33 protein-coding genes and 2 pseudogenes are annotated in these 25388 nt (G+C 42.3%); 28 read left to right on the top strand and 7 right to left on the bottom strand.

Features of this window, described 5'->3' with window-relative positions:
- Window positions 1-60 precede the first annotated feature (60 nt).
- From VSQ62_RS02815 to VSQ62_RS02860, 10 genes are all read left to right on the top strand, one after another.
- On the top strand, window positions 61-624 hold the full coding sequence (locus VSQ62_RS02815; RefSeq protein WP_334633088.1) for an accessory gene regulator B family protein: 564 nt from the start codon (window positions 61-63) through the stop codon (window positions 622-624).
- Window positions 624-776, top strand: coding sequence for a hypothetical protein (locus VSQ62_RS02820; RefSeq protein WP_334633089.1), 153 nt, complete (start codon window positions 624-626; stop codon window positions 774-776). Before VSQ62_RS02815 ends, VSQ62_RS02820 begins: the two co-directional genes overlap by 1 nt.
- 20 nt (window positions 777-796) lie before the next feature.
- The gene (locus tag VSQ62_RS02825) at window positions 797-1657 is read left to right on the top strand and encodes a trypsin-like serine peptidase (protein WP_334633091.1); all 861 of its coding nucleotides are present in this window, start codon (window positions 797-799) and stop codon (window positions 1655-1657) included.
- Window positions 1650-2000, top strand: a complete 351-nt coding sequence (locus VSQ62_RS02830) for a hypothetical protein (protein WP_334633092.1) — start codon at window positions 1650-1652, stop codon at window positions 1998-2000. Before VSQ62_RS02825 ends, VSQ62_RS02830 begins: the two co-directional genes overlap by 8 nt.
- Before the next feature lie 256 nt (window positions 2001-2256).
- Window positions 2257-2679, top strand: coding sequence for a hypothetical protein (locus VSQ62_RS02835; protein WP_334633093.1), 423 nt, complete (start codon window positions 2257-2259; stop codon window positions 2677-2679).
- 21 nt (window positions 2680-2700) lie between these two features.
- Window positions 2701-3081, top strand: a complete 381-nt coding sequence (locus VSQ62_RS02840; protein WP_334633094.1) for a hypothetical protein — start codon at window positions 2701-2703, stop codon at window positions 3079-3081.
- Window positions 3082-3095: 14 nt separating this feature from the next.
- Entirely contained in the window at window positions 3096-3671 is a 576-nt protein-coding gene (locus tag VSQ62_RS02845) for a LytR/AlgR family response regulator transcription factor (RefSeq protein WP_334633095.1), read from the top strand.
- Between the two features lie 165 nt (window positions 3672-3836).
- Window positions 3837-4166: a hypothetical protein gene (locus tag VSQ62_RS02850; RefSeq protein ID WP_334633096.1), complete on the top strand. Its 330-nt coding sequence runs from the start codon at window positions 3837-3839 to the stop codon at window positions 4164-4166.
- A 77-nt stretch (window positions 4167-4243) separates the two neighbouring features.
- A complete protein-coding gene (locus VSQ62_RS02855) occupies window positions 4244-4765 on the top strand; it encodes a hypothetical protein (protein ID WP_334633098.1) in 522 nt (173 codons plus the stop codon).
- Window positions 4766-5003: 238 nt separating this feature from the next.
- A complete protein-coding gene (locus VSQ62_RS02860) occupies window positions 5004-5429 on the top strand; it encodes a phage holin family protein (RefSeq protein ID WP_334633099.1) in 426 nt (141 codons plus the stop codon).
- Window positions 5430-5633: 204 nt separating this feature from the next.
- On the opposite strand, the gene VSQ62_RS02865 is transcribed toward VSQ62_RS02860, so the two are convergent.
- A complete protein-coding gene (locus VSQ62_RS02865) occupies window positions 5634-6968 on the bottom strand; it encodes an IS110 family RNA-guided transposase (RefSeq protein ID WP_334632994.1) in 1335 nt (444 codons plus the stop codon).
- 387 nt (window positions 6969-7355) lie between these two features.
- Between VSQ62_RS02865 and VSQ62_RS02870 the strand changes: the two genes are divergently transcribed.
- From VSQ62_RS02870 to VSQ62_RS02880, 3 genes are read left to right on the top strand one after another with little or no spacing between them, the layout of a single operon-like run.
- On the top strand, window positions 7356-7850 hold the full coding sequence (locus VSQ62_RS02870) for a hypothetical protein (protein WP_334633100.1): 495 nt from the start codon (window positions 7356-7358) through the stop codon (window positions 7848-7850).
- A gap of 29 nt (window positions 7851-7879) precedes the next feature.
- On the top strand, window positions 7880-8077 hold the full coding sequence (locus tag VSQ62_RS02875; RefSeq protein ID WP_334633101.1) for a peptidoglycan-binding domain-containing protein: 198 nt from the start codon (window positions 7880-7882) through the stop codon (window positions 8075-8077).
- Between the two features lie 15 nt (window positions 8078-8092).
- Window positions 8093-9379: a glycoside hydrolase domain-containing protein gene (locus VSQ62_RS02880; protein ID WP_334633102.1), complete on the top strand. Its 1287-nt coding sequence runs from the start codon at window positions 8093-8095 to the stop codon at window positions 9377-9379.
- 112 nt (window positions 9380-9491) lie between these two features.
- Here VSQ62_RS02880 and tnpC read toward each other — a convergent pair whose 3' ends face one another.
- The 3 genes from tnpC to tnpA form a co-directional block, all read right to left on the bottom strand.
- Window positions 9492-11153, bottom strand: a complete 1662-nt coding sequence (gene tnpC / locus VSQ62_RS02885; protein WP_334633103.1) for an IS66 family transposase — start codon at window positions 11151-11153, stop codon at window positions 9492-9494.
- A gap of 150 nt (window positions 11154-11303) precedes the next feature.
- The gene (gene tnpB, locus VSQ62_RS02890) at window positions 11304-11630 is read right to left on the bottom strand and encodes an IS66 family insertion sequence element accessory protein TnpB (protein WP_334633104.1); all 327 of its coding nucleotides are present in this window, start codon (window positions 11628-11630) and stop codon (window positions 11304-11306) included.
- Window positions 11631-11649: 19 nt separating this feature from the next.
- Complete coding sequence (gene tnpA, locus VSQ62_RS02895; RefSeq protein ID WP_304472369.1) at window positions 11650-11979, bottom strand: IS66 family insertion sequence element accessory protein TnpA; 330 nt, start codon at window positions 11977-11979, stop codon at window positions 11650-11652.
- A gap of 99 nt (window positions 11980-12078) precedes the next feature.
- Between tnpA and VSQ62_RS02900 the strand changes: the two genes are divergently transcribed.
- Both VSQ62_RS02900 and VSQ62_RS02905 read left to right on the top strand, forming a co-directional pair.
- Window positions 12079-12528 (top strand): hypothetical protein, encoded by a 450-nt coding sequence (locus VSQ62_RS02900; RefSeq protein ID WP_334633105.1) that lies wholly within the window; start codon window positions 12079-12081, stop codon window positions 12526-12528.
- A 54-nt stretch (window positions 12529-12582) separates the two neighbouring features.
- A complete protein-coding gene (locus VSQ62_RS02905) occupies window positions 12583-13164 on the top strand; it encodes a hypothetical protein (RefSeq protein WP_334633107.1) in 582 nt (193 codons plus the stop codon).
- Window positions 13165-13353: 189 nt separating this feature from the next.
- Here the strand turns inward: VSQ62_RS02905 and VSQ62_RS02910 are convergent, their stop codons facing one another.
- A complete protein-coding gene (locus VSQ62_RS02910) occupies window positions 13354-14688 on the bottom strand; it encodes an ATP-binding protein (RefSeq protein ID WP_334633108.1) in 1335 nt (444 codons plus the stop codon).
- A 397-nt stretch (window positions 14689-15085) separates the two neighbouring features.
- Between VSQ62_RS02910 and VSQ62_RS32390 the strand changes: the two are divergent.
- The 5 genes and pseudogenes from VSQ62_RS32390 to VSQ62_RS02925 form a co-directional block, all read left to right on the top strand.
- Window positions 15086-15229 (top strand): annotated as a pseudogene (locus tag VSQ62_RS32390) (ATP-binding cassette domain-containing protein); the annotation flags it as partial.
- A 17-nt stretch (window positions 15230-15246) separates the two neighbouring features.
- Window positions 15247-15552, top strand: a complete 306-nt coding sequence (locus tag VSQ62_RS02915) for an ATP-binding cassette domain-containing protein (RefSeq protein WP_502957805.1) — start codon at window positions 15247-15249, stop codon at window positions 15550-15552.
- Window positions 15552-15737: pseudogene (locus VSQ62_RS32595) on the top strand (hypothetical protein); the annotation flags it as partial. The gene VSQ62_RS02915 and the pseudogene VSQ62_RS32595, both read left to right, overlap by 1 nt.
- A 58-nt stretch (window positions 15738-15795) precedes the next feature.
- Complete coding sequence (locus VSQ62_RS02920) at window positions 15796-16191, top strand: hypothetical protein (protein WP_334633111.1); 396 nt, start codon at window positions 15796-15798, stop codon at window positions 16189-16191.
- A 166-nt stretch (window positions 16192-16357) separates the two neighbouring features.
- The gene (locus tag VSQ62_RS02925; RefSeq protein ID WP_334633112.1) at window positions 16358-17644 is read left to right on the top strand and encodes a transposase; all 1287 of its coding nucleotides are present in this window, start codon (window positions 16358-16360) and stop codon (window positions 17642-17644) included.
- A 751-nt stretch (window positions 17645-18395) separates the two neighbouring features.
- On the opposite strand, the gene VSQ62_RS02930 is transcribed toward VSQ62_RS02925, so the two are convergent.
- Both VSQ62_RS02930 and VSQ62_RS02935 read right to left on the bottom strand, forming a co-directional pair.
- Window positions 18396-19307 (bottom strand): HipA domain-containing protein, encoded by a 912-nt coding sequence (locus tag VSQ62_RS02930; RefSeq protein ID WP_286083080.1) that lies wholly within the window; start codon window positions 19305-19307, stop codon window positions 18396-18398.
- Window positions 19304-19726 (bottom strand): helix-turn-helix transcriptional regulator, encoded by a 423-nt coding sequence (locus tag VSQ62_RS02935; protein WP_286083079.1) that lies wholly within the window; start codon window positions 19724-19726, stop codon window positions 19304-19306. The genes VSQ62_RS02930 and VSQ62_RS02935 overlap by 4 nt, the downstream gene beginning before the upstream one ends.
- A gap of 128 nt (window positions 19727-19854) precedes the next feature.
- Between VSQ62_RS02935 and VSQ62_RS02940 the strand changes: the two genes are divergently transcribed.
- The 8 genes from VSQ62_RS02940 to VSQ62_RS02975 all read left to right on the top strand — a co-directional run bounded on the left by VSQ62_RS02940 (window position 19855) and on the right by VSQ62_RS02975 (window position 25202).
- On the top strand, window positions 19855-20103 hold the full coding sequence (locus VSQ62_RS02940) for an ATP-binding protein (RefSeq protein WP_286083078.1): 249 nt from the start codon (window positions 19855-19857) through the stop codon (window positions 20101-20103).
- A 16-nt stretch (window positions 20104-20119) separates the two neighbouring features.
- Window positions 20120-20824 carry an ATP-binding protein gene (locus VSQ62_RS02945; protein WP_334633113.1) on the top strand — a complete coding sequence of 235 codons (705 nt, stop codon included), beginning with the start codon at window positions 20120-20122 and terminating at the stop codon, window positions 20822-20824.
- 314 nt (window positions 20825-21138) lie between these two features.
- Complete coding sequence (locus VSQ62_RS02950; protein ID WP_334633114.1) at window positions 21139-21588, top strand: hypothetical protein; 450 nt, start codon at window positions 21139-21141, stop codon at window positions 21586-21588.
- Window positions 21589-21722: 134 nt separating this feature from the next.
- Window positions 21723-22313: a TetR/AcrR family transcriptional regulator gene (locus tag VSQ62_RS02955; RefSeq protein WP_334633115.1), complete on the top strand. Its 591-nt coding sequence runs from the start codon at window positions 21723-21725 to the stop codon at window positions 22311-22313.
- 144 nt (window positions 22314-22457) lie between these two features.
- On the top strand, window positions 22458-23303 hold the full coding sequence (locus VSQ62_RS02960) for an ABC transporter ATP-binding protein (protein ID WP_334633116.1): 846 nt from the start codon (window positions 22458-22460) through the stop codon (window positions 23301-23303).
- Window positions 23300-23980, top strand: coding sequence for a fluoroquinolone export ABC transporter permease subunit (locus tag VSQ62_RS02965; RefSeq protein WP_334633117.1), 681 nt, complete (start codon window positions 23300-23302; stop codon window positions 23978-23980). The genes VSQ62_RS02960 and VSQ62_RS02965 overlap by 4 nt, the downstream gene beginning before the upstream one ends.
- Complete coding sequence (locus tag VSQ62_RS02970) at window positions 23977-24687, top strand: Rv2686c family ABC transporter permease subunit (RefSeq protein ID WP_334633118.1); 711 nt, start codon at window positions 23977-23979, stop codon at window positions 24685-24687. Before VSQ62_RS02965 ends, VSQ62_RS02970 begins: the two co-directional genes overlap by 4 nt.
- A gap of 104 nt (window positions 24688-24791) precedes the next feature.
- Window positions 24792-25202: a DUF3842 family protein gene (locus VSQ62_RS02975; RefSeq protein WP_334637544.1), complete on the top strand. Its 411-nt coding sequence runs from the start codon at window positions 24792-24794 to the stop codon at window positions 25200-25202.
- Window positions 25203-25388 lie beyond the last annotated feature (186 nt).

The raw sequence follows: 25388 nt of genomic DNA on the forward strand, positions 1-25388 counted from the left end.
GGAATAGGGATTGATTTTGAATAATGGATTGGATAAAATCATATGCAGAAAGGGGGCTGTATGAGAGATTATACACACGCAATAGCAATAAGATTTGTTGATAAGATGAATGAGTATAGAGGATATACGGAATCTGAGAGAATAGTAATTACATATGGATTGGAATTATTTTTAAATAATAATTTAAAGTTAATGATTTATTTGATTATAGGAAGTGTGTGTAATATATTTCCAGAAACAGTAATTGCTGTTCTTGTAATGGCAGTTTTGAGAATTTTGACAGGTGGGTATCATTCACAGTCAGATTTGGGATGTTTGATTTTAACGGGAAGTATGATATTCATTCCAATTATATTGTCAAAATATGCGTTTATAAGTCATATGCATTTTATTGTGTTTTCCTTGGGAATCACAGTCATATATATTTTATATGCACCGTGCGGGGGAAAATATAGTAATGTAAAAGGGTTGGCGTTACTCTGGATAAAAACTGTTGTTACACTAATATTATTTTGTGGTTATTTGGGAGGTATATTCATTAATAGAAGATGGGGAATAATTGTTATACTCGTATCTTTGATGCAAGGACTATCATTAATTAAAATGAAGAGGAGAATAATGTGATGAAAGAAATAATTGCAAAAAGAATTGAAGAAATGGCAGTATATTTGGCAAAGAATAGTTCTAGTCGAAGTGTTCCGTATTTTGTATATAAGGTTAAAGAGCCAGAGGGAATAGAGGCACATATTCAGCGATTAGAAACAAAAATCGAGTAAAAATAGAAGGAAGATAGGATATGAAGAGATTATTATTACTCTTAGTAGTTGTAGCATCTATTACATTAATGAAAGGAAATTTAATGGCTTATGCGAATGATGAGGGAAAAGAAGAATCTATAGTGATGATCGAGAAAGATTTGACATCGGGTGAAGAAACAACTGAAAAAATAATTATTTCAACTGGAGAAGATATTTTAAATGTTGAAGCATATCAACCAGAAGGAGTAGCACCCAATATGGTTATTGGTGATGATGATCGGGCACCAGTACCGGATATGCTATTATCTTTAATGCCATATTCAGCTATTGGCCGTGTTCGTACTACATTTTCTGATGGAAGTGGTAAACTTGGAACGGGTTTTTTGTTTGGACCGAATGATGTGGAAACAGCAGGACATGTATTGCTTGGTAACAATGGAGAGTTGCCAAGTAGTATTACTTTTTGGTTTCAAAATGCAGGGCCACTTGCAGATTCAAGCGGTACACAAGTATTTATTCCTGAAGAATATAAGAATAACAAAAATCCAGATTATGATTGGGGTGTGTTTCATATTAACACAAATATTGGAAATAATAGAGGATATATGGGATGGACATCTGATGTTTCAGTGAACACAGTAGTACAAGTAATTGGATTTGATAGTGTACAAAATAGAATGTTGTTAGCTGGTGGACAGGTTAAAGAAATCAGAAATAATACAATAAGATATAATGTTGATGCGAGTGATGGACAAAGTGGATCACCGGTTGTGAATCGTGTTTTAGATAATCGAATGGTTGCAATACATAGCTCAGGTATACCTGCGGCTTTATTGAATCAGGGAAATAAAGTAACGCCAAGCATGGCTTCTGTGCTAAATAGGTATAGAAATGAATAAATATTTTTTCCGCAAACATTGGTTATTAACAATACTTTTTTTGTTATGTGGTCTGATTATTGTGTTAACCTTTTTTAGACAAAGAATAAATAGCAATAGCACACAAAAATCAAAATCAGAAATAGTAGACGATTTTGATGCAAAGATTATAGAAAAAAGAGAGAATTCTATATTGGTTGAAGCGTTTGATTATAGAAAAGAGATACTTGTAAGCACAAAATTGTTGGAGGAGAAGGAAACTTTTTCAGTAGGAGATATTGTTAATATAGGATATAATGGGCTGATTGAAGAGTCAGATCCGTTAGGGGTTACGGCTCTTTGTATTAAAAAGGTAAGGGATTAAAAAGTATAGTCTTCTCAAGAGACATAATGTATGAGCAAATTACATCAGCCCTGTTGTGTAAATAAAGCTGTTGTAGTAAGATAAAAGGAAAGAAGATATTGTATGTTAAATATGATACAATGATATTTTATTTGCTTTTTCTTAATGCGACAGCTTTTTGTCTGTCGATTGTGGCATATAATATAATTTTATAATTCGTTGGACAAAATTATGTTATGAAAAAGGCACTTGTTAATTGTGGATTGGGGGAATAAGTTTGAAAAGATTAATAAGCGTATTCTTAATAGCCTTTTTTCTGATAATATTAATAGTAGAATGTATTCAGTTCAATATAAGGGGAGCAAAAAAAATAGTAGAGATGAAAAATATTTCTGAGAATATATCCAATCAGACAAAAATAATGAAAATAGAATTGAATGATGATTATGATAAAAATGGTCAATATTTGAGGGGAATATGTGGAAAAGTTTTGGAAATAAGAGAAAGCGAGATATTAGTACAATATTCAAAGAATGATGAAATAACTTTCACAATAAAAGGAGTTAGGCTAAATTTATTTAAAGAGAATCTCCGAATTGGTGACCAGATTAAGATTACATACTTGAATACAACGGGAAATCTTCAAATTCCGAATAGAATATATTTGGGGGAGTATGGAAAGGTGGAATTGTTGGAATAGATATATTTTACGGAGGAATATATGGCGGTAAAGAAGCGACGATTTTATTTTGTGGGTTTGATCTTTATAATTACATTGGTATTGATAGGAATCAAAATAAAAATTGATAAGAAAAATGTTAAAATTATGAATTCTCGTGAGGTTGGGGGTGAGGATGATATTATGTATCATTTAAGTGGAGTTGTTAAAGAGAGGGAATTTAATACGCTTATAGTGGAATTAGATGATACAGATGAAAGCAATTATTTTTTTGATATGAAAGAAATCCGTTTGAATTGTTCTGGATGCAAAAGTGGTTTGGAAACTGTGTCAGAAGGAACTATTATTAATAAATTTTATTTTTTTAAATGGAATATTGATGGTGCGGATGTAATAGTTGAAGATATTGTTTTAGAAGAGTAAGAAGGGAATCTAATATGAAAATAGGTATTTGTGATGATGATAGCCTTTTTTTGAAATTGATGACAAAATATGTTAAGCAATATGAAAAAGAAAATTGCAAAGAATTTAAAATCATCCAGTTTATAAATGAGGATAGACTTGTAGAATATCTAAAGAAAGATCCTGAAATCGATATTTTATTCTTAGATGTCTTGCTATACCAGAAAAATGGTATTGACATAGCAAAGGAGATTAGAAAGACGAATCATAAATTGAGGATTGTCTTTATTTCCGCCTGTGAGAAATTCGCTGTGAAAGGATACGATGTGAATGCTGAGGGATATATGCTCAAACCATTCAATTACTCGGAGTTCGCGGATAAGATGAATGTTTTGATGACAAGGATAGACACACGAAGTACGGAAGTATTCTATGACAACACGGATAAAGGCAAGATTCTGATAGATGTAGATGATCTGATCTATATAGAGACTTGTGAGAGAAATACGAAGATACATACCCGGGAAGATACCTATATTAGCAGTAAGAAAATGAAAGAGCACGAACGGTTATTACAGACATATACCTTTTGCAGATGCCACGCTTCTTAATATAGTTAATCTAAGTTATGTGCGGAGTATAGACGGGCTGTCATTATTTTTAAAAGACGGAACAGAGATTCAGATCAGTAAAAGCAGACGCGGCAAATTCATGGAAGCTTTTGCCCAATATGTAGATTCGATCATTCGATTTTAGGATTTTAAGGGAGGAAAACTATGTTATTACGTTTCAGGAAGAGGTTCATACCGATCATTATCATTATAATGATGATATTTTCAGCGTGCAGCAGTAATTCAGAAGAGAGATCAGAACAGACGGATCCTGGACCTGCGGAAGAGAGAACACAGGATCAGGATATGAATACAGATGAAGCCCAGGAGGCTGCTGAACCAGAGGAGACGGTAGCCTCTTGGGATTGGTCGGTTCAGCAGCCGAGAGGGGTCGAATATTATGGGGCGGACTATGTATCTCTTAGTAATGGGATATTAATCAGGATGTTCTCTATATCCGGGATATTCTTGACCGTGTCGATGCATATCGGATAGGCGCCGACGGCAGCATAGCAGCAATTGAGTCGGGGCCGGAGCTTCAGCTATATGAAGAAGAGAATCTGGCGGCGGATATGCGTACAAATCATCCTGACGACAGGGAGACAATCCGGCAGATGCCGTATCATGTCCTGGATGCAGGGTATGCGCAGGAAGCTGTGGGTAAGCAGTTCCTGGCAAGGCATCGTTCAGCGGGTGAAATGGGTGTAAACGAGCTGTTTGTCAGAGATGCCGAAGGTGAGAATCTCTTATTGTCCTTCTATGAGGAAGCAGTCATTGCCGAGAATAAGATTGTTTATATGAGCGATGTCGACAGTACGGAAGTGTCCGTATACGATATGGAAGATCAGGCTGGGAATCAAACGTATCCTCTTTCTCAGGGAACCTTCACATTACAGTATGTATCTTCGGAGATGGCATATGGGCTCTGGAACAGTATCTCCAGCGGATACTATTATTCAGGGATTCATCTGGAGACCGGGGAGAGGAAGGACTTCTTTCAGGCGGACGGATATACAGATTATATACAGATAGGGAATCGGTTGTATTACGCAGAGCCGGAGACGCAGGCGGTCAGCAGAAAGATATTGGAATAACAAGACGTTATAGGAATTGAATTAGAGAAAATAGCACGCCGCAATCTGGCGTGTTATTCCCGCGAGCAACGAGCCAAGCGGGCATGCTTGCATGCGCAGTTGGCGACTGCCGCGAGGGTCAAAGACCCCGCTGCTCTGTAGCGTGGTCTTTGACTTCATATACGACAATGAGTTTACGACAGACGACTATAAGTCTTATTATCTTTCATAATATATTTATGAAAGAAGGTATCTCAAAATGAAAGTAAAATTCTGTAGTATTGTCGGTGTGATCGGGAGCAGTGTTATGGCATTTGTAGATAAGGGGGGAGCTGCGCTGGAGACATTGGTCATATTCATGATCATTGATTATATTACGGGGATTTCTGTCGCTGTTTTTTGGCGAAGATCAGGAAAAACGAAAAGAGGGCTTTTGAAAAGTGAAGCAGGATGGAGGGGATTATGTAAGAAAGGAATGATACTTGGATTTGTATTAATCGGGAATCGCTTAGATATCTTGCTGGATACCAATTATGTGATGAATACCATCTGTATCGGCTATGCTATGAACGAGTTGATCAGTATTATGGAAAATGCGGGACTTATGGGAATTCCATTACCGGCTGTGGTTCAGGGAATCATAGAGGTCCTTTCGGACGAGGATTTCCAAAAGAAAATAAAATGATGCGGTTAAGTTTACATATGGCCGCAATCTTTCTTACTATTTATTAGATAATCGATTATCAGAATAAATAGTAAAGTCCAGCTAAGAAATGTCAATAGTTAAAATGAAAAATGTTAAAAAAGTTTTTTTCAAACAGTTGATGTAAAAAAGGGTAACTTTAATAAACCTACTTATGTGGAAATTTAAAAAATTGATGAGAACCTCTTAAGCTGCGTTCTGTGCCTTGCCAGGATGCGCTGCAAAATATTGCTCGCAGTGTTCCTGAGGAGTGATGATCTTAAACGGTTTATTATCTCGGAGCATGGCAAAAATGATGTTGCAGATTTTATGCATGACAGCCCCGACAGCCACGTTTTTCTTCTTGCTTTTGCATTTGTCGGCATAGTAGCTGTGGATCACCGGATTTACTGGTGTTTTCGTCCCTTTGTCCACCTTTAGGTTATTAAGAGCCACCATATGCAGGATACGTCTGGCAAGACTGGACCCCCTCTTGGACATGTGGACCTTGTCACCATTGAACTTACCGGACTGCTTTACGGCGGGATCCAGGCCGAAGTAGGCATAAAGCTTCTTCGGGGAAGAAAACAGGTCAAAAGATCCCATTTCCGCAATCAGGACAACCGCGCTGAGGAAACCGACACCCCGTAGGGACTGGAGAAGGACGATGCGATCATAGGCCGGTGTCCCTTCCAGCTTATCAACAGCCTTATGCAGTTCTTTCAGTATGCTGTCCAGATACTCCTGGTATTCCCGATAGGTTTTGATATACAGCCGGATCCGGAGCGCGCTGCTTGGAAGTGAACGTCCGAAAACAGCGGCATCCTTTGCGGCGGCGCATATAGCATCATATTTGGCAAGGGCATACTTTTCCCCAAAGCGTGCCGTGCTGCGGATGGTTTTCACAAGCTCGTCTTTTGGAGCGGCAAGCATGTCCGCCGCAAGGGGGTAAGCTTCCAGAAGCTTTAAGGAAGTCTGCGTCGTGATCTTGCTGAACACCTTTAGGTATGCGGGGAAGGACACTTTGAGTTCCGCATGAAGCTTCAACACGATGGCGGATTGCAGATCCTTGAAATAATAGTAGTCACGCACGAGATTGCGCAGGTCAATGATTGTGTCATCCGGGACAATGGAAGTCTTAAGAGAGGCATCCAGGCCGACTTTAGCAGCTTTTTTTGAATCAAATTTATCATTATGCAGTTTCCTAATGTTCATATTTGTGCTATTCTTAGTAATGATAGGATTAATGACGGAGCAGTCAAACCCTTTATCACGAAGGAAGCACAGGAGCGGGATGTGATAGATCCCGGTGGACTCAAGGAAGCATCGGCTTTCGAGAGAATACGTCTCTTGTGCTTCCTTAATTTTTGTGACGGCAAGCTCACGGGACTCAGGATCCGAGTGAAGGATCTTAAAAGGTTTTCCTGTGAGAATGCCATTGGGGAGCATGATGGACATCCATGTGAAATCAGCGCCGACATCAAGCCCGACTGAGAGGTAGGGGATGCTTTCGAGCATCTTGAGTACTTTTTGAGAGTGCATCGTTTTATCCTTTCCGGCAGGCATCCATTTCCAGAAGATGGCTACACAACCTAGCGGCTTATACAGGTATAGCCTGGGGCTTCCCAACCAGCCAAAACATAAATCACCACCGAATGGACTGACAGACTTTCTAAGAGGTTTCACCAGCTACAAGGCTGGTTCCCAAGGAGAATACGTCAATGATCCTGCCTTCAGTGATTATACCTCTATATTTTGTCTGGCGCATTAAGGAAACCTCAGACAAGGTAAATAATGTTGCCTTATAACTTCTGATGGAGGGGGAATTCCTCCTTCCGTTATATCTATATAGATTTATTAGATTGGACTTTGTAACTATTAACCAGTAGTCATTCTTGACTACACCATTATTATACTAGGAGAATATGTATGTCAAATCTTTTTTGTGTGAACAAGAGCGGAGTATCCGTACCGGTTTATTCCAATCAGAATGAAAGCCAGAGAATAGGAACGATCGGGAACAGAGAGGCATTCGGGTACGACCGGAACTGGGGCGGAGACGGAGTCCGCTGTAATATCATTTTCCTCAATTCAAGCGGTTCGCTGTCATATGGGTGCCTGCTGAATCCGCCGGACAGGACGCTTACGCCTTGTACGGATTATCCGTATGGCAGAGCCAGAATTAACGGCACGGAATATATGACCTTTATCATGAGACGTTCACGGAATGTATATAAGGCTGACGGATCATTATGGGGGACAGTTGCGGCAAACCGCAAAGTTGCATGTCTCAGCGGATTGTCAGGGGATAGCCATCCGGACTGGAAAGGCATCAACTATGTTGAGAATTCAAGCGGAGCCTGGGTTCGTGTTACAGGTGCAGGAACAAATTATGGATTTGTAGACACGGGATTGGCAGTGTAGGGCTGCTCACACTCAGTAAGATGAAGAGCTTGCCGATCGTCAGCAAGATGGATCCGGATGATGAAAGCAGCGTTAATGTATGTCTCATTCAATGTGCGCTGTTCTGCAAAGGCTATAATGCCGGAGGAGTAACCGGTATATATTACAATGCCGGGGAAGCTGCGGTGAAGGAGATGCAGAAGGATGCGGGCATAGAGGTGACCGGCAGAATCGACTGGAAAGTCTGATCAGGCCTTCTTTCCATGAACTGGTTCAAGAAGGTATCAGGTGGGGATAATGTCATACGGCAGATCCAGAAGCAGTTAAACGGGGATTGGTCGGATGTCGTCGGTGTGGGACCTTGTGACGGGGTTGCTTCAAGGCAGACGATTTTATCGTTCGTGGGGGCACTGCAGGCGGCAGAGGGAGTCACCACGGAATTAATAACAGATTTGAATTCTGTTAACTTCGGAGAAAAAACCACCGATGCTTATAATGTATTCCCGATCAGCCTTAACACAGAACGGAATTCGGCATCCTATGTTCCGTTTACTAAATTAGCGCAGTATGGATTATATTTTAACGGCTATAATCCGGGGCGGTTCGACGGGATATATGATTCGGCAACCCGCGATATGGTAGAAGCTTTTCAGGAATTCTATTGCTTAACGGGTATAGGGCTTGTAAAAGCGGGGGAAGTCAATGTCTCCACGATGAAATCGCTGTTGACCAGCAAAGGAGATACAGGAAGGAGCGCCAAAGCATGTGATTGCGCTACTGTGTTGAACAGGCAGCAGGCCTTCGATGTGAAAAGAGCAGGTTATACCCATGTGGGGCGTTATCTTACCGGTACAGTCGGCCAAGAATATACGCCCAAATATATGACGCTGGAAGAGATCGGTTACATAGAAGAAGCGGGGCTTATGGTATTCCCGATATATCAGGACGGAGGAAGCTATCCGGGGTATTTCGAGAAACCGACAAGGGGATCGGTTGATGCACAGACAGCGGCATTAGCTGCGGAGAGGATTGGAGTTCCGGAAAATTCGACGATATATTTCGCGGTAGATTTTGACTGTTATGAGTATCAGATAGATTCCTATATTATTCCTTATTTCAAATGTATTAATATCTTCTTCAACAGTGTCAAAAACTACAAGAGATATAAGGTCGGTATCTATGCACCGCGATATGTATGTACCAGAGTAAGTGAACTGGGATTAGCCAAGACTTCCTTTGTGGCGGATATGTCTACGGGGTTCAGTTGTAATCTTGGTTTCCCGATTCCGTTCAATTGGGCGTTCGATCAGTTCTGCGAGATAACATCGTTCGCGTCGGCTCCGTCTTTTCCGCTCGATAAGGATGCATATTCCGGGCGGGATACGGGAATCTCTGCATTTGATAAGGTAGAAGAGAAGACGCCGGAAGAAATAGAGAAAGAAAATCAGGAAGCCATTATAGAGATCGCACGTAACCAGTTTATATACGATGTATTGAAACCGCTGGGGTATTTGGATAAGATCCTGAATATTGGTATTGAATATAAGTAAGTAGGAAATAATCCGTACCTGTTCATAAATCTACGCATTTGGTAAAATATTCCTTAAAGATGAATAGAGATTCATCCGTACTTTGACAAAAAAATCCACCTAACAGTTTCTGCTAAGTGGATGTCCCCTCTGGTCGTTTGGTACGACAGTTTTCCGGTATTGTTTCTGACCAGGGCAATAGTGGAAGAATGTCTTCTTTTGTCGGAAATGGAGCCAAATCTTTCATCTTTTCCAATATGTAGGTCAGATAATTATAGGGCTTGAGTCCGTTCAGGATCGCCGTTTCTGTTATGCTGTATACGGTTGCGCTGGCCTCTGCTCCTTTGATACTCTTAGAAAACAGCCAGTTGCGGCGTCCTACCGCAAAGTTCTTAATGGCTCTCTCAGCGGCCGTATTGTCGATACTCAAATGTCCGTCATCCAAGTATCTTCTTAAGTATTGTTCCTGGTTTATCGTGTACAATACCGCTTCTCCTATTTTCGATGATCTGTCTACTGCATCCTCCAGGGAATGCAGCCACTCAAAGAAGGCATCTAAAAGCGGTTTTGACTGCTTCTGACGCTCGGTATATTTTTCCTCCGGCGATTTGCCTCGGAGCATTTCTTCTATCTTATAGAGCATGCCGATCCGCTCCATTGCCTGATATGCAGTTGTTTCTTTCAGCTGCTCTTTGGTGAAATCCTTTTTCAATGTTGTAAGGGCTTCATCAAAACGTCGCCTTGCATGGGCCATACACCCTGTCACGGTGATCTTCTCCGGGAGACTATGGTACGCCTGGTATCCATCACAGGTAAGATAACCCTCAAATGTATCTCCCAGAAACTCCACCGGGTGGTAGCCGCCCCGGGTTCTCTCATACTGGAAGAGTACCATTCTCGGAGATCCACTATTCTCATCCGTAAGATACACCCACATCCAGTTCTGTGTCGTACCTTTCTGCCCCGGTTCGCCTATGACCTGGATCCGTGTCTCGTCGCTATGGACATACCTACTGCAAAGGAATTCCTCCTTCATCAGGTCATAGACCGGCTGGAGATACCGCCCGGCACACAGGATGATCCAGTTTGCCATCGTTTTGGTTGACAGATTCAGATCATACCGCGCGAATTCCCGCTCCTGGCGTGCAAGCGGCATCCCATTTACATATTTGGCATTCATGATACCTGCAACCAGGGATGGTGTGGCGACACTCCCTTTCATAAGTGCCTGGGCCTTCTCTGGCCGCTGCATTTTTCCGCATTTTGGACAGCTGTAAATATATGTGATCTCTTCTACGACTTCGAAACGGGCCGGTATAAATTTCAGATATTTTACTTTCTCTGTCGTCACTACTTTGTATTTCGTCCCGCATTCCGGGCAGAACCGTTCTTGCCCTTCCAGCTTATGTTCGATCACCTCTGTCGTCTCAAAAGAAGAAAGATCTTCTTCCTTTTTTCCAGCAGGTTTTTTGCGTTTGTAAGATTTCGGATGGATCTCTTCCATTTCCGGTTCCGCTGCATTCGGATCCGCTTCCTGCTCTGCTTCATTGAACAGATCCATCTGCGTATATCCATCCGCGTACTTTTCACTGGAGGCACCAAACTGTTTCCGCTGGGCAAGCGCCAGCCTGTCAGAAAGCAGCGCATTCATGAACTCCAGCTCCTTCATTTTTTCCGTCAGGAGCTGGATCTTAGTTTCCTGCTTTTGCTGATGCGCCTGCATGGTTGTAAGCAGTGTGATTATATTTTCTTTACTCATTTCCTGTAATTGTTTCTTAGAAAAAAGTGGTTCCATAGTCCGGTGCTCCTGATTGTTTTAAGCTAAGAAAAGAATACCATAAAACCGTGCTGTTTTCGAGGGGAAATGCGTTAGAAAAACAGAGGAAAAATTGCTGAAAATCCTAAGATTTTCAGCTTTTTGCGAATTGACAGACTCCGTTTTTGGCTAGATGACAATCTTGGGATGGTGCTCCTTGAAAGCGCCCTTGGGATCCAGGGATAATCCGTCACACAGCCAGTGTATTTCTTTTAACGTAACTTTTTTCAACTCATCTGGTGTATCCGGCCAGTGAAAGGAATGATGGTCCAGCCGCTTCATTAAGATCCAAAATCCTGACCCGTCCCATTGGAGGATTTTGATTGATGTGCGTCTGCGATTACAGAAGGCAAACATACAACGGGAATACGGATCCAGATGGAATTTTAGTTTTATAATAGCCGCCAATCCCTGGTAGCTCTTTCGTAAGTCCGTGACACCACATGCAAGATACACAGTTGTTCCGCCGGCCAGATCAAGCATAAGCACTCAGTGTATGGATCAAAGAAGCCATAAGTCCGACAGGACACCCGGCACCAATTTCAATCCGGATGCTTCCGGGAAGATAGATCGTTACAGGCACACCGCCGACTGAAAGATCAGATGAGATTTCCTGTTGGGAAGGAAGTTTTGCAAAAATAGGTTCATCTGGCTGTTCTTTTGTTTGCTTCCGGATCCAATAGCCAAAAGTTGATTGTGGAATTTGATGCTCCTGACACCATTCTTTCTGGGATAAACCACTTTCATGAAAGTCCTGGATACGTTTTGTCCAGAGTTCTGTCTTTGTAAGTTCATTTTTATCCATAGGCAATACCTCCATAATTTGAAGTGATTGTATCAGAAATACACATGAATTGACAGATACGGATTATTTCCTACTTACGAATATAACAAGGAGATTCCTTTGGGCGTATTTGCAAGTCCTGAAGGGGAGATTGAATTAACAGCAGAATTCGCAACGGAGCTTGACCTGAATGGAATTAACGAAGCCGATACATTCGAAGAGATTTTGAATAACATAGCATTGTCTGTGAAATCTGGCAATATAACATTTGAGATAGATAAGGTTACTTCGTATTATGCGGAGTTCGCGATTACGGTCAGCACAGAAAATCTGATGCCGGATGATAGTAAACTGGAGGCTGGTATTTCTGTAACGCTTCATTTTAAGATATCGCTTAATGGGAATGGGGATAAGCAGTTTAATACGGAAACAGTTACAGTTCTGGCAACTGTAGTAGTTGCGGCAGCCGTTGTGGCGATCATAGCTATTTTCGCGCTTCCGGAGGGAGCTTTAAGCAGTATTCTTGCTGCATTAGCCAAAATAAGTAAATTTATCTTAGCCATAGGTTAGACTCAAATGAATCAAGAACTTGACATAAGTGGTGTTAGAAGGAGTAGTAGTTGTATGAAAATCATTCAAGACTTTAATGAAGATGACAAAAAGAAGCTGGAACATATGCTTTCGCTTCAATATTGTATGCCCTACGTGCCGCTGGGGAATCGAAAATTAGCTCATAAAGTACTTTACATTTTAACACCGGTGTCATATATTCTTTCAGTGCGTTTGTTTGAACTCCGGCAGTATGTAATGTTTGCAGTGGAATTAACGGTAGGGGTATTGGTTACTGTGTGGATAATCTGGTATCAGAGAGTAGGTAAGAAGTTTGAAGAGAGAGTCCATAAGGTTGTATATGAAGACATTGGCGGACTAACAGAAGCATTCGTTGATGAATCCGGAATTATTTTCAATAATAAATCTATTGGTTATGATGATATTTCAAATGTGATTTTCTATGATGAATTTATGTTTGCTGTATGGTGTGATATAAAATTTCTTGTAATAAAAATTAACACGGAAGAGAAAGAATATATACAAACCATATTAGACAAGCAGGAGCATATTGTGCAGGAGCTTCAAACAAAACCATTTAACTTATTTCTGTATTTTAAGGTGAATAAGTCTGATGAAAGAAAAACAGGGGAGTAGAAGAGAATGTTACATATGCTGGCCTTTTTCAGTTCTGTATCTTTATTCCCGCGAGCAACGAACCAAGTGGGCATGCTTGCATGCACATTTGACTTGCGCCCTTGTGGGGAAATCTAAACTTTTGGATTTCCCTGAAAGGGAAAAAGAAATAGCCGCCGCTACCATCCATAGTGACGGCTTGCCTTTCGTTTACCGCGTTTCTAATGCCAGCCCGATCAGACGATCCGCCTGGTCAACCATAAACAGTGGAATGTTCAGTACATCATCGTCCAGCTTTAAATTATCCAGTGAGAACCGTACACGGAGCTTGACTTGATTCGGGAACAGCTCTTTGAATTTCCTCAGGCTCTTGCTGTTGGTGTTGGCTTCGGACTTGACTTCTACGGGGAAAATATCATTTTCCCGTTGGATTAGGAAATCAACTTCATAGGGTGGATTATTCTGGCTCCAGTATCGGGGAACCACTTCAAACTGCGTAATTAAGGCCTGTAGTACAAAATTCTCAGTCAGTGCACCTTTGAACTCGGTGAACAAACGGTTTCCTTCTCCGAATGCCGTAGGAGCCAGATGAGCCAGGCGGCGGAGCAGTCCCACATCCACCAGATAGATCTTAAATGCAGATAGATCATCATATGCAGCTACGGGCAGTCCGGGAGCGGCGCTGCGGTAGATTTTATGCACCAGCCTGGCATCCACCAGCCATTGCAGAGCATCCTCATATTCCCGGGCGCGTGCCCCTTCTTTGACCACCTTGTAGATAAATTTCTTATTTGCCCTTGCCAGTTGGGATGGTATGGATTTCCAGATCATAGAGATCTTCGGGAATTCACTGATGTTGGGGTGCTTGGCAAAGTCACGTTCATAAGCGCCGATGATTCCGGACAGAGCTTCCTGCATAGCAGAGACGTCTCGTGCTTCCGTCCACATGAGCACTGGTTCAGGCATACCGCCTGTAACATAGTACATCTTCAATTTCTCATAAAGCGGATTGAAAAAGGCATCAGGAATTGGTGCAATGGTGTCCACACTCTCTAGGTATCTGGCGAGATTTTCGTCGCCGTTGGCAGGCAAAAATTCCATAAAAGTCATAGGATCAATCTGCATAAAGTTCACTTTGCCTACCGGGAAGGAAGACGGCTTCGCCAAAGCAATTCCCAACAGAGAACCGGCGCAGGCAATGTGATATTGCGGAGCATTCTCGCAGAAATACTTTATGGAGTTGATAACTTTAGGGCAGTCCTGTACTTCGTCAAAGATAATGAGCGTCTTTTCTGGCACGATCTTCTGGCCGCTGGCCAGCATTAGATTCTGTAGAATGCGGTCAACATCCTTGGTGGTCTCAAAAAATTGCTTATATTCTTCATTTTCATCAAAATTAAAATAGGCTGTATTTTCATAATAACGTTTGCCGAATTCTTTGAGGGTCCAAGTCTTACCCACCTGACGCACGCCCTTTAAGATCAGCGGTTTGCGGTAGGGTGAATTCTTCCAATCCAACAGCTTATTCAAAATCAATCGTTCCATAGATATACGCTCCCACATTTTTATAGGTATTTCTGTGTATTATAATCACATTTTTATTATATGCAAAATGAATGAAAAATACAACCCCATATCGCAAAAAGGGCAATCATTCCATATCCTCAACAGATGCACTGTTAATGGATACTTCGGAAATGATAGAATCCAGTTCTAATGATTCGAATATGTCTGGTGAAAATGAAAAAGAACCTTATGATTCACATGAAGATTTTATGTTGATTATCATAGCGGTTATCGGATGTATGTTTCCAGGAGTAGGATTTTTCATTACAATTTCTATTACAGGAACGCTCGTTTTCCATTACAGGGCAGGTGACTTTTGCCAGATTTCCGTTCCCTTTACTGTGGTCATCAAAAGAAGAGCTTCAAGGATAACGAGGTGCTGACAGATGTCTCGATCTCGTGCAGGAGAGGGGAGGTCTATGGCGTCACGGGATACAACGGGTGCGGGAAATCGGTGTTCTTCAAGTGCCTCTGCGGACTTGAGAAGGAAGACGGCGGGGGGATCATGGTCGGCGGGAAGGAGAAGAAGCCGGGGAACTGCTCTCTTCGGTGGGGATCATCATCGAAGAACCGGCATTCCTTGGGAATGCCAGCGGGCTTAAGAATCTGGCGTATCTGTATCAGATCCGGAATAAGAAGGATAACCAGTACCTTAGCCAGATCATGGAGCATGTGGGCCTGGATCCCGGATCGAAGAAGCCTGTGAAGAAGTATTTCCTTGGGATGCGGCAGCGCCTTGCGATCGCGCAGGCGATCATGGAGGAGCCGGATATATTGATATTGGACGTAAACTGGTGCAAGGGTTTTGCCTGTGGCTGGATGGGTGCAGGGAGCTGGACCTGATGCTGAGGGATAGCCAGATAGAAGATTACCAATATGTAAAGCCATATCTGAGTATTTCCCTTATTAATAAAGGCGCCAACCGGCGGAAGCTTCTGCATATGCCATATATGGAAATGGAAGGCCTGGCCATGATCTGCCGGGCTGAGCTACCTTATCCGGAGGGATTAGTAGTCACAGAAGTAATGAATGAATTTCTTAAGACGTGGGGTGTCAGTAAAGAAGCTATGTTTGGTGCGGCATTAAATGGTCACACCGGAAGGCTCTGTCTCTTTCAAAAAACGCTTACCGGCTGGAAAAGAAACAGGGATCCCATCTGTGGATCTTGCCGCCCTTCGGGAGAAATATCCGAATGTCCAGGACAAGATTGGATATATCCTGTTGAAGATCAGTGTTTCCAGCAGAAGTATCCCATTGGCGCCGGTGATCATTGAGGATGGGGAAATGCTGTGCGAAGAGCTTTTGTGTGAGATTGCCAATGATGTGTTGGAGTATACCGGGAATGATCATGATAGAAAGAATGCCGATCCGTTAGAGCGGGCAGAAATTAGGAGAAGGTATCAAACTTATATTGAGCAGTTCCCACAGTATCAGCAGCTTACAGAGGATATTTTGAGGGGAGAAGATAGTATGTATCCGTAGATTTGCAGAAAGCGAAAAATATTGTTTATTTTACAGAATTGGCGGGGCAGGCAAGCTATAAGCTTGTCTGTTGGATTAGATGTGGGGAGAGCATTCAGTATATTTATCCGGAAATAATTTTACAGCTCTGACGCTTAAAAAAATTAATAAAAAAACCTCCCATTTTATGGGAAGATGCGCGATAATAGAAGTAACCAAACAACTATTTTTTCGCACCACCATAAAAGAGAGGAGGTTTTACTATGAAGCAAGAATAAAAATCAGAAGAAAAGAGGTTAGGGAACACCTGGAACAGTTGAACCTTGCATGTGAATTAGCCAAGCTAATCCGGCATTTTTTCCCAGATCTTTTACCCCTGTTAAAACAGATTCCAGATCCCAGAAACCAGAGCTATATTACCTATCCTGCTGTGTTACTTCTTATGACCCGTATCCTTTCTTCTCTATTTTACATCAGCAGTATGAGGAAAACAAGTGAAGAATTCAATTCCAGTGAAATGATCAAAAACATCTGGCATCTATCCGGGGAGGAACAGACCGTGGAGGAGCTTCCCTACTGGGAAACCATCAACCGGTATCTGGAAAAAGTAGATCCGGAAAAATTGCAGGACATCTTAAACCGCCTTTGCAGCAGGCTTCTTTGCAGCCGGGCTTTTGAAAATATGCGAATCAGGGGCAAGTACTGGCAGGTGATCATAGATGGAACGCAGCTTTGCAGCAGCCGGAGGGAACTGGATGGGAAAAGCCTGCACCGGACCCATAACAAGGGGACGGAAAAAGAGTATCAGGAGAACTATTATTATGTGCTGGAAGCAAAGCTGGTACTGCATCCGAAAATCCTGATCAGTATTCAGACGGAATTTGTGGATAATGAAGAGGGAAAAGAAATGGAGAAACAGGACTGTGAAAGGAAGGCCTGCTGGCGTTTAATGGAAAAGCTGAAAAAAGCGTTTCCAAGGTTGCCGATCTGCCTGTGCGGGGACAGTCTGTATGCCTGTGAAGGTTTCTTTGAGAGATGCAAAGGAAAAAACTGGCGGTATATCCTGCGGTATAAGGAGGGGAGCATCCCGAGCATTGGGGAAGAATACAGAGAACTGAAAGAAATGGAGAAGAATTACCAGGAGCGCGAAACACAGACTGGGAAGGAATGGTATGATTACGTGACAGATATAGATTATAAAGGACATCAGGTAAATCTGGCAGAGTATGGAGAAAGCGGGGAGCATATCTGCAAAAAGGGCAGGAAAAAGGGAAAAGCAGAAACGATCCGGAAAGAATTCTGGTTTCTCACAGATCTGCCAATCACCAGAAAAAATGTGGCAGGACTGGTGGAGCGCGGAAGGATGAGATGGAGAATCGAGAATGATGGGTTTAACGCGCAGAAAAGGCAGGGATACCATCTGGAACACCAGTACAGCAGGAATTATCAGGCACTGAAAACCATTATTATCTGATCCAGATTGGGCACATGATCAGCCAGATCATGGAGGCTTGGGAAAAAATATGGAAAAGGGTAAAGCAGAGTAGGGAGCAAAAGCACAGGAGGATACTGGAATCCATGAAAGAGACTCCATTGAGAGAATACAAGGAAGAGATCGCTAAAAAGATACAAATACGGTTGATATAGAGGACCATGTGGAAAGGTGGTGAAGGAGCAGATAACAACAAAAGTTAAAAAAGCAGAATACAGGGATTTTATGGCTTAAATAAGATTGCGTTGATAAAGCAAAATGAGAAAATAAAATCCAATGTACTCTAAGAGTGTAAGTATAAATTTAAGCGTCAGAGCTGATAATTTTAAAAGTCAGTTGATATTTCGGGAGTATTTGAGTATACTATATGTAGGTTAATGCTTTTTGGCTTAACAGAAGGTATATCTCGACCTTTAAGCGAGACAGTTATAAGCGGGCATATCTCAGCCCTAAGCGACCAGAGGGGACATCCACTTAGCAGAAACTGTTAGGTGGATTTTTTTGTCAAAGTACGGATGAATCTCTATTCATCTTTAAGGAATATTTTACCAAATGCGTAGATTTATGAACAGGTACGGATTATTTCCTACTTACTATTTTACGGAGTTAAATGGAATATTGATGGCGCAGATGTAATAGTTGAAGATATTATTTTAGCAAAGTAAGAAGGGAATCTAAAATGAAAATAGGTATTGAGGCAAAGCGTAGAATGCTATTGAGGCCGGGGACATATTCAATCTGCCCCCGGCTCATCTGCCAGAATCATTTCATGGGCAGGAGCAAGGATCAGGGATATCCTTGCCCCTATATACTTTTTGTAAAACGCTTTCTGCAGCTCACTGATATACAGGGTTTCCTCTATGAACTGATGTATTTTCTTCATATCCAGCCTGTCAAAAATCCTTTTTACCGCTTTATTACAGTCTGCATTTCCCGCTTTTGTCAGGAAATCATAATAATTAATTTTCCTTCCGTCCAGTTTCACGGCAGAAGTCGGGAACTGGAATACCCTCTTGTTTAATGCATCCTCATTTTCCAGAACGCTTCGCATAACGCTTTCATCCGCCTGTGGGAGCAGGCAGCTTCCGCAGTCATAAACTGGGGCCAGATCGGTGGACTTTGATACAGGATTGTATAAAAATCCCCAGTTGCCATTATGCCGGTCAAAGTTGCCAAGCAGTGCGTCTATGACAAACACCTCCCAAAAATGTTCCAGCAGGCGGCCTGGTTCCACAAACTGCTGTTTTTCTATCGTTTCCAGGATATCGGAAAGCTCTGTCCCACTTCCGTTGCTGTCCGAATCAAGAATCGTATTCTTGATGGAGCAGAAGTCAAAGAGCTGCTTCCCATCTATGGTAAAGTCGCGGCAGGCACAGACAATTTTTGCCTTTCCTGCCACATCAAAGGTTCCAAGTATGGTCTCCTGCGCGGCAACACCCAGCATGTTGAAAATGCTGCAGGCAATGTGCTCCGAAAAACAGCCGTTGGTATAGGAAAGCTCCGTGGGCTTTGACTGGCCGGACGGCGGGAATTTCAGCATATACTGCCGCCCTTCATATTCCACCGCAATTTTTTTCCCATTCGCACCATTGTATGCCTTGTCAACTATCCGCCTGCAGTTAGTAAAATCTATAAATCCGCTCATACACACGCCCCTTTCCAAAGATACTTCTTCCGCAGGTAATCCGCATGTTCCGGGGTAATTACACCCTCGCTGATCTCTGCCATGTTGATACTGCCGTACAACTCTCCCCACAGGCAGTCCAGAATATCGGATTTTGTTTTTAAACCTTCCTTGTATGCATCCAGGTCATGCTGCAGATAGTCCGGCAGGCCGCATTCGAAACTGCGTTCCCGCTTTGTTTCCCGAAGCCCGCCTTCTGTCAGCATCTCCATGGAAACGCCCAGTGCGTTTGCTATTTTATATACTGTTTCCGCGGAACATTTTTCCAACTTTGTTTTTCCGCTGCAAATGTCATTCAGCGTTGTATGCGGCACTCCCGCCGCAACTGCAAGCCGGTATTTTGTCATGTTCCTTTTATTCAGCAAATCTTCTATGATCATGTTCCCTCACCTCGTTTACCCTTATTATATCGGCATGACGAAATAATAGCAAGATAGTTTGTTTCCATACACTTTTTAAGCTGGCGGAAAAAGACCAGCTGATTTTAGCGATCGATGAATACCCATATGTGGTCCGCTCTTCTAAGAGCCTGGCGTCTACTTTACAGCTTCTGATTGATAAATACAAAGACGGATCTAAATTGATGTTGATTCTTTGCGGTTCTTCGATGTCTTATATGGAGGATCACGTACTGGCATATAAGGCGCCGCTTTATGGCAGACGGACATCGCAGATGAGAATACTGACTTTTGATTTCGCGGATACATGCCGATATTTCGAAGATTTCATTTCTGAATCCAACATCTTCACTTTTTGAAGAACCTGAAAATCTTTTGAAGCAAGAGGTACGGGAACCGGCGCTTTATAATGCCATCATTACGGCTATTGCAACCGGCGCTTCCCGGATGGTAGAAATCTCTGCAAAAGTTGATGAAGATACCAGTGTTTGCGCCACCTATCTGAGAAACTTAATGGAATTGGGACTGGTTCAAAAGGAAACACCTTATGGTGAAAAGGCATCGCGAAAGTCAATATATGCTATTGGCGATAATATGTTTCAATTTTGGTATCGGTTTGCGCCGGAGAATAATTCAATAATCAGCCGCGGCGCTGCTGATCTGGTTTATAAGCGGATCGAACCATATCTGTCAGATTATACGGGGAAAGTATTTGAAGAGATATGCAGGCAATATCTATGGAAGTTATTACTAAACGGCGAATCCCCTGTACAGTTCAAGGAACTGGGGCGTTGGTGGGGAACGGATCCATCTACCCGCAGCCAGGCAGAGATCGATATTATGGGCGAACAAGATAAGGATACGGCATTGTTTGGAGAGTGCAAATGGACAAACGAAAAGGTAGATGCAGGTGTTCTGGAAACACTGATAAGGCGAAGTAAGATATTCCGTTATGGTGAAGTGTATCTGTATCTTTTTGCGAAAAATGGATTCACAAAGGGGTGTATGGAAGTCGCTGGAAGAATGGAAAATGTGACATTGGTGCAGTACAAAGAGCTTTTAGAGAAAATTACAGGATAAATATCATTTCCATTAGGAAGTAGATGTCAATAGTTATACTGTTAGTCTGTCTGGATGAGCGGACGAAACGGTAAGAGAATGGGAGAGGAAAGGTTGAGATAAAAAATTTCTTCTAACTCCATTGCTATTTCACTGTAAATTGAGTATAATAATAGTGAGTAAAGCGCTCGCCGGTCATGACGGCAAGAATATCATGAACGTGTATGTTTTACTTCCGCAAGCGACGGGGTGCTGTAAAGCGTAGAATATCGCTTACTTGTAGAAGGGCTTGCCGCAAGGCAAGCCTTTTTGGTTTATGGGAGGATATTATTGGTATGAAGCTAGTCTCCGTTGACACAACACTTTTTGATAAATATAAAAATGATTCAGAGGTTCTTACTAAATCAAAGCGTCCCTATGTACTTGTAATTCGCTTGAAATACAAAAAGAAAAATTATGATTTTGCGATTCCCATTCGTTCTAACATTCCGTCAGCTGCTCCAAAAGACCAGTATTTCGCTTTGCCTCCCAGACCGACGACGCGGCCAAAAAACAGGCATGGTCTGCACTACATAAAAATGTTTCCTGTCACAAAGCAGTATCTGAGACGATATCGTACAGAGGGCAATCGATTTGCTATATTGATACAAAATATCATTGACAAGAATACGAAATCCATTGTAGATGCCTGCCAGGCATACCTCGATGCATATGCCCAAGGGCAACGTCCACAATTTGCAACAGATATTGATTATCTGATTTCACAACTATTTTCTGACAATTAATCTATATCATGCGCACGGCGATTTTAATTCTACTAAGTAAATTTGAAGTGTATCTGTATCTTTTAGTTGACAAAGTATGATAGACTGCATATAATGACTATACAGATAAAAATAGTCAAATAGGAGAACATAAAGTGCCAAAAAGCTATTCAGATCAGGAACGGGAATACATCAGGAAGCGATTGAAAGAAGAAGCGGCCAAATGCCTTGCCAGGTATGGCGTCCGCCGCACGACTGTCGATGAGATCGTGAAGCGGGTCAATATTCCCAAAGGAACTTTCTATCTATTTTATAAATCCAAGGAACTGCTTTTATTTGAAGTGATCCAGGAGCAGCAGGAGGACGTCAACCGCAGGCTTTACCAGACTATATCAGGCATTGCGCCGGCGGAGCTCACAGCGGACAGGCTGACGGATGTGATTTTTGAGTTCTATAAGATGACGGAGGAAATGCTGATTTTGAAAATGCTTGATGTAGGTGAAGTGGAATTGCTTGCGCGTAAGCTGCCGCGGGAAATCGTAGAAGAGCATTTTCAGGATGATACGGATACGATAGAGAGGATGCTTGCGTTGCTCCCTGTGCGAAAGGAAGCAGATGTCAAAGTAATCAGCGCCGCGTTCCATGCCATCTATTTCGCTACGCTGCATAAAGCGGAGATTGGAGAAGAACAGTATGATGAGGCGCTGCGTACGCTGATATACGGGATGGTAATACAGTTAATATAATAACGTTGACTTGAAAGCTCCGGCGATTGACTTGGGAACTGTATGCAAATGGTTTGAGTTATTTACATGCAGTTCCTTAAAACAAATCTTTAATTGACTATTTAATTTAAAATGGTCATATAGTATAAAAAAGGAGGGAGATTTATGATACAAGTGAGGAACCTTTCATTCAGTTATACCAAGCAGCCTTTTATTACCGGCATGAGCTTTTCAGTCTCTTCAGGAGAAATCTTTGGATTTCTGGGACCGTCCGGTGCGGGTAAAAGCACGCTGCAGAAAGTGCTGATCGGGATGCTGACTGCTTATCAGGGTTCTGTTGTGGTCAATGGCGTTGAGTGCAAGAAGCGAACCAGGCGTTTTTATGAAGATATAGGAGTGGATTTTGAATTTTCAACTATGTATGAGAAATTAACTGCCAGAGAAAATCTGCGGTTTTTCTCATCACTGTATGAAAAGGAGCCGCGCCCGATAGAGGAACTTTTGGAAATGGTAGGATTAGAGCACGACGCGGATAAGCGTGTATCCGATTATTCAAAGGGTATGAAAGCACGGTTGAATTTTATCAAAGCATTGCTGCACGACCCGGTTTTGTTATGTCTTGATGAACCGACCAGCGGACTGGATCCGGCAAACAGCCGTGTGATGAAGAATATGATCTTGAAGGAGAAGGCAAGAGGGAAAACGATTCTGTTAACCACTCATAATATGCAGGATGCGGCCGAGCTTTGTGACAGAGTAGCATTTATTGCGGGCGGTAAGATATGCGCCCTTGACAGTCCACACAATCTGATCATGTCAAAAGGCGCGGCAACCGTAACCTACACATGGGTGGAAGACGGTGAGCACAGTGCGAACTGCCCTCTTAAGCACATATCTTCTGATGAACGGCTGAAACGTCTGATTGCCGAAAACCGCCTGCAATCGATTCATAGCAGCGAGCCGACGCTAAATGATATTTTTATGGATATTACAGGGAGGACGCTGTTATGAGGTTAAGAAGCTTGTTCTTACTGGATATGCGTTTTCAGGCAAAATATGGTTTTTACTTTTTGTACGCTGTCCTGACGATCATCTATGTGATCGTTCTTCTGGCTGTTCCAGAGAGCTGGAGAGAAAATATTGCAGCTATTCTGATTTTTTCTGATCCGGCGTCAATGGGTTTGTTTTTTATGGGGGCAATCGTCCTGCTGGAAAAAAATCAGCATACGCCATGTGCGTTTGCTGTTTCGCCTGTCAGGGCGGAGGAATACATTGCCGCTAAATCTGGTTCTTTGTCAGTGATTTCTCTTGTGGTTGCTGCAGTATTGGCATTAACCGCAGATATGGACAGAATACATATTATATTGTCTGGCACAGTGATATCCAGCATGGTATTTACACTTCTGGCTATCATCATTGCAACGCAGATAACCAGTCTTAATCAATTTATTCTATGGACCGTACCGATAGAAATGATTTGTTTTGTTCCTGCGATCCTGCATTTATTCAAAATCACTCCGCTGTGGTTGCGGCATTATCCGATCAATGCCTGTATGGAAATGGTATCTGGTTATGACCCGTCTATAGCAGGAATTTTTCTTGTAACAGCGTTGCTGGCGATTTTATTTTATCTTACGAAATACTGCGTCTTGAAAATGTGGAGCAGTACGGGAGGTGTGAAGCTATGAGATCTATCCGGTTAAGTTTTTTACAGATGACAGCATATATGCGGCGGGATATGATGTTGTTTGCCGCCTGTCTTGCGCCGGTTCTTGCGGGTATTTTTGTGCGGTTTGCAATACCTTTTTTGGAAGAGATTTTGACAGAATATTTTCATATGGCGATGATTATTTCCCCCTATTATAGGTTGATCGATGTATTCTTTGCAATGCTGACTCCTGCAATGTTTTGCTTCGTATCTGCAATGGTTTCTTTAGAAGAAGCGGATGAAAAGACAGCCATCTATCTATTTGTTACGCCTCTGAGAAAGACCGGATATCTGTCCGCACGGTTTGGTGTACCTGCCTTTATTGCATTTTTGGTAACTGTTATCTTATTGCCTGTCTTTAAACTGACAGCTCTTTTGGCGGTTGACATAGTATTATTTGCGGCCGCCGGAACTTTGCAGGGGATGATCATAGCGCTGTTAGTCGTGACGATATCCTCAAATAAGCTGGAGGGTATGGCGGTAACAAAATTTTCTGCACTGATTATTTTGGGCGCGGCTGTTCCGTTTTTTATTGAAGATCACATGCAATATATGGTGTCTTTGCTGCCGTCTTTTTGGATAGGGAAAGCAGCCTGTGAGAATATATTATTTTATATGCTTCCGGCAGTTGCATTATCGATTATTTGGATTGGCGTTCTGTTAAGATGGTATTTGCGTAAAATATAGGAAGAAATGTGAGAAGAGGTACAAACATTTTTTTGTTTTTGTAAATGCAGCAGGGAAGAAAATAGCAGTTGCAGCCGAAAGAAAGATTTGTTATAATCGAATCCATGAAGATATTGATTGTAGACGCACAGGGAGGCGGTATGGGCAGGCAGCTCGTCGCCTCGATAAGAAAAGAATTTCCCAAGGCAGAGATCACGGCAGCGGGAACGAATTCTATCGCGACCTCTAACATGCTGAAGGCAGGAGCAGACCACGCTGCCACGGGTGAGAATGCGGTAGTAGTGGGCAGCAGGAAAGCAGATATTATCATCGGTCCGGTCGGGATTGCCATTGCAGATTCCATGTACGGGGAGATCACTCCGGCGATGGCAGCGGCAGTCGGGCAGAGTGACGCTAAGAAGCTGCTGATTCCCATGAACCAGTGTAATAATGTGATCGTCGGTGTGAAGAATACATCCATGAGTTACATGGTGGAGGCTGTGATAGAGCAGTTAAGGAACGAAGAAGTAATTTGACAGTGAATCAAGGAACAGATAACAGAAGTTGTCTTGTGACAGGCAGAAGCCTTTGTCGTGTCGTTTCACTGGGATGCTTGCATGTATATTTTTGAAACGTATGTTCAGAAGGCGTACAGATTTCCGGAAGGGGGTTTGTGCGTCTTTTTAGGGTTTTGCCTGTGTACTGGAAATAGATATTTAAAC

This window comes from Sporofaciens sp. JLR.KK001, from assembly GCF_036941055.1.
Taxonomy (GTDB): Bacteria; Bacillota; Clostridia; order Lachnospirales; family Lachnospiraceae; genus Sporofaciens.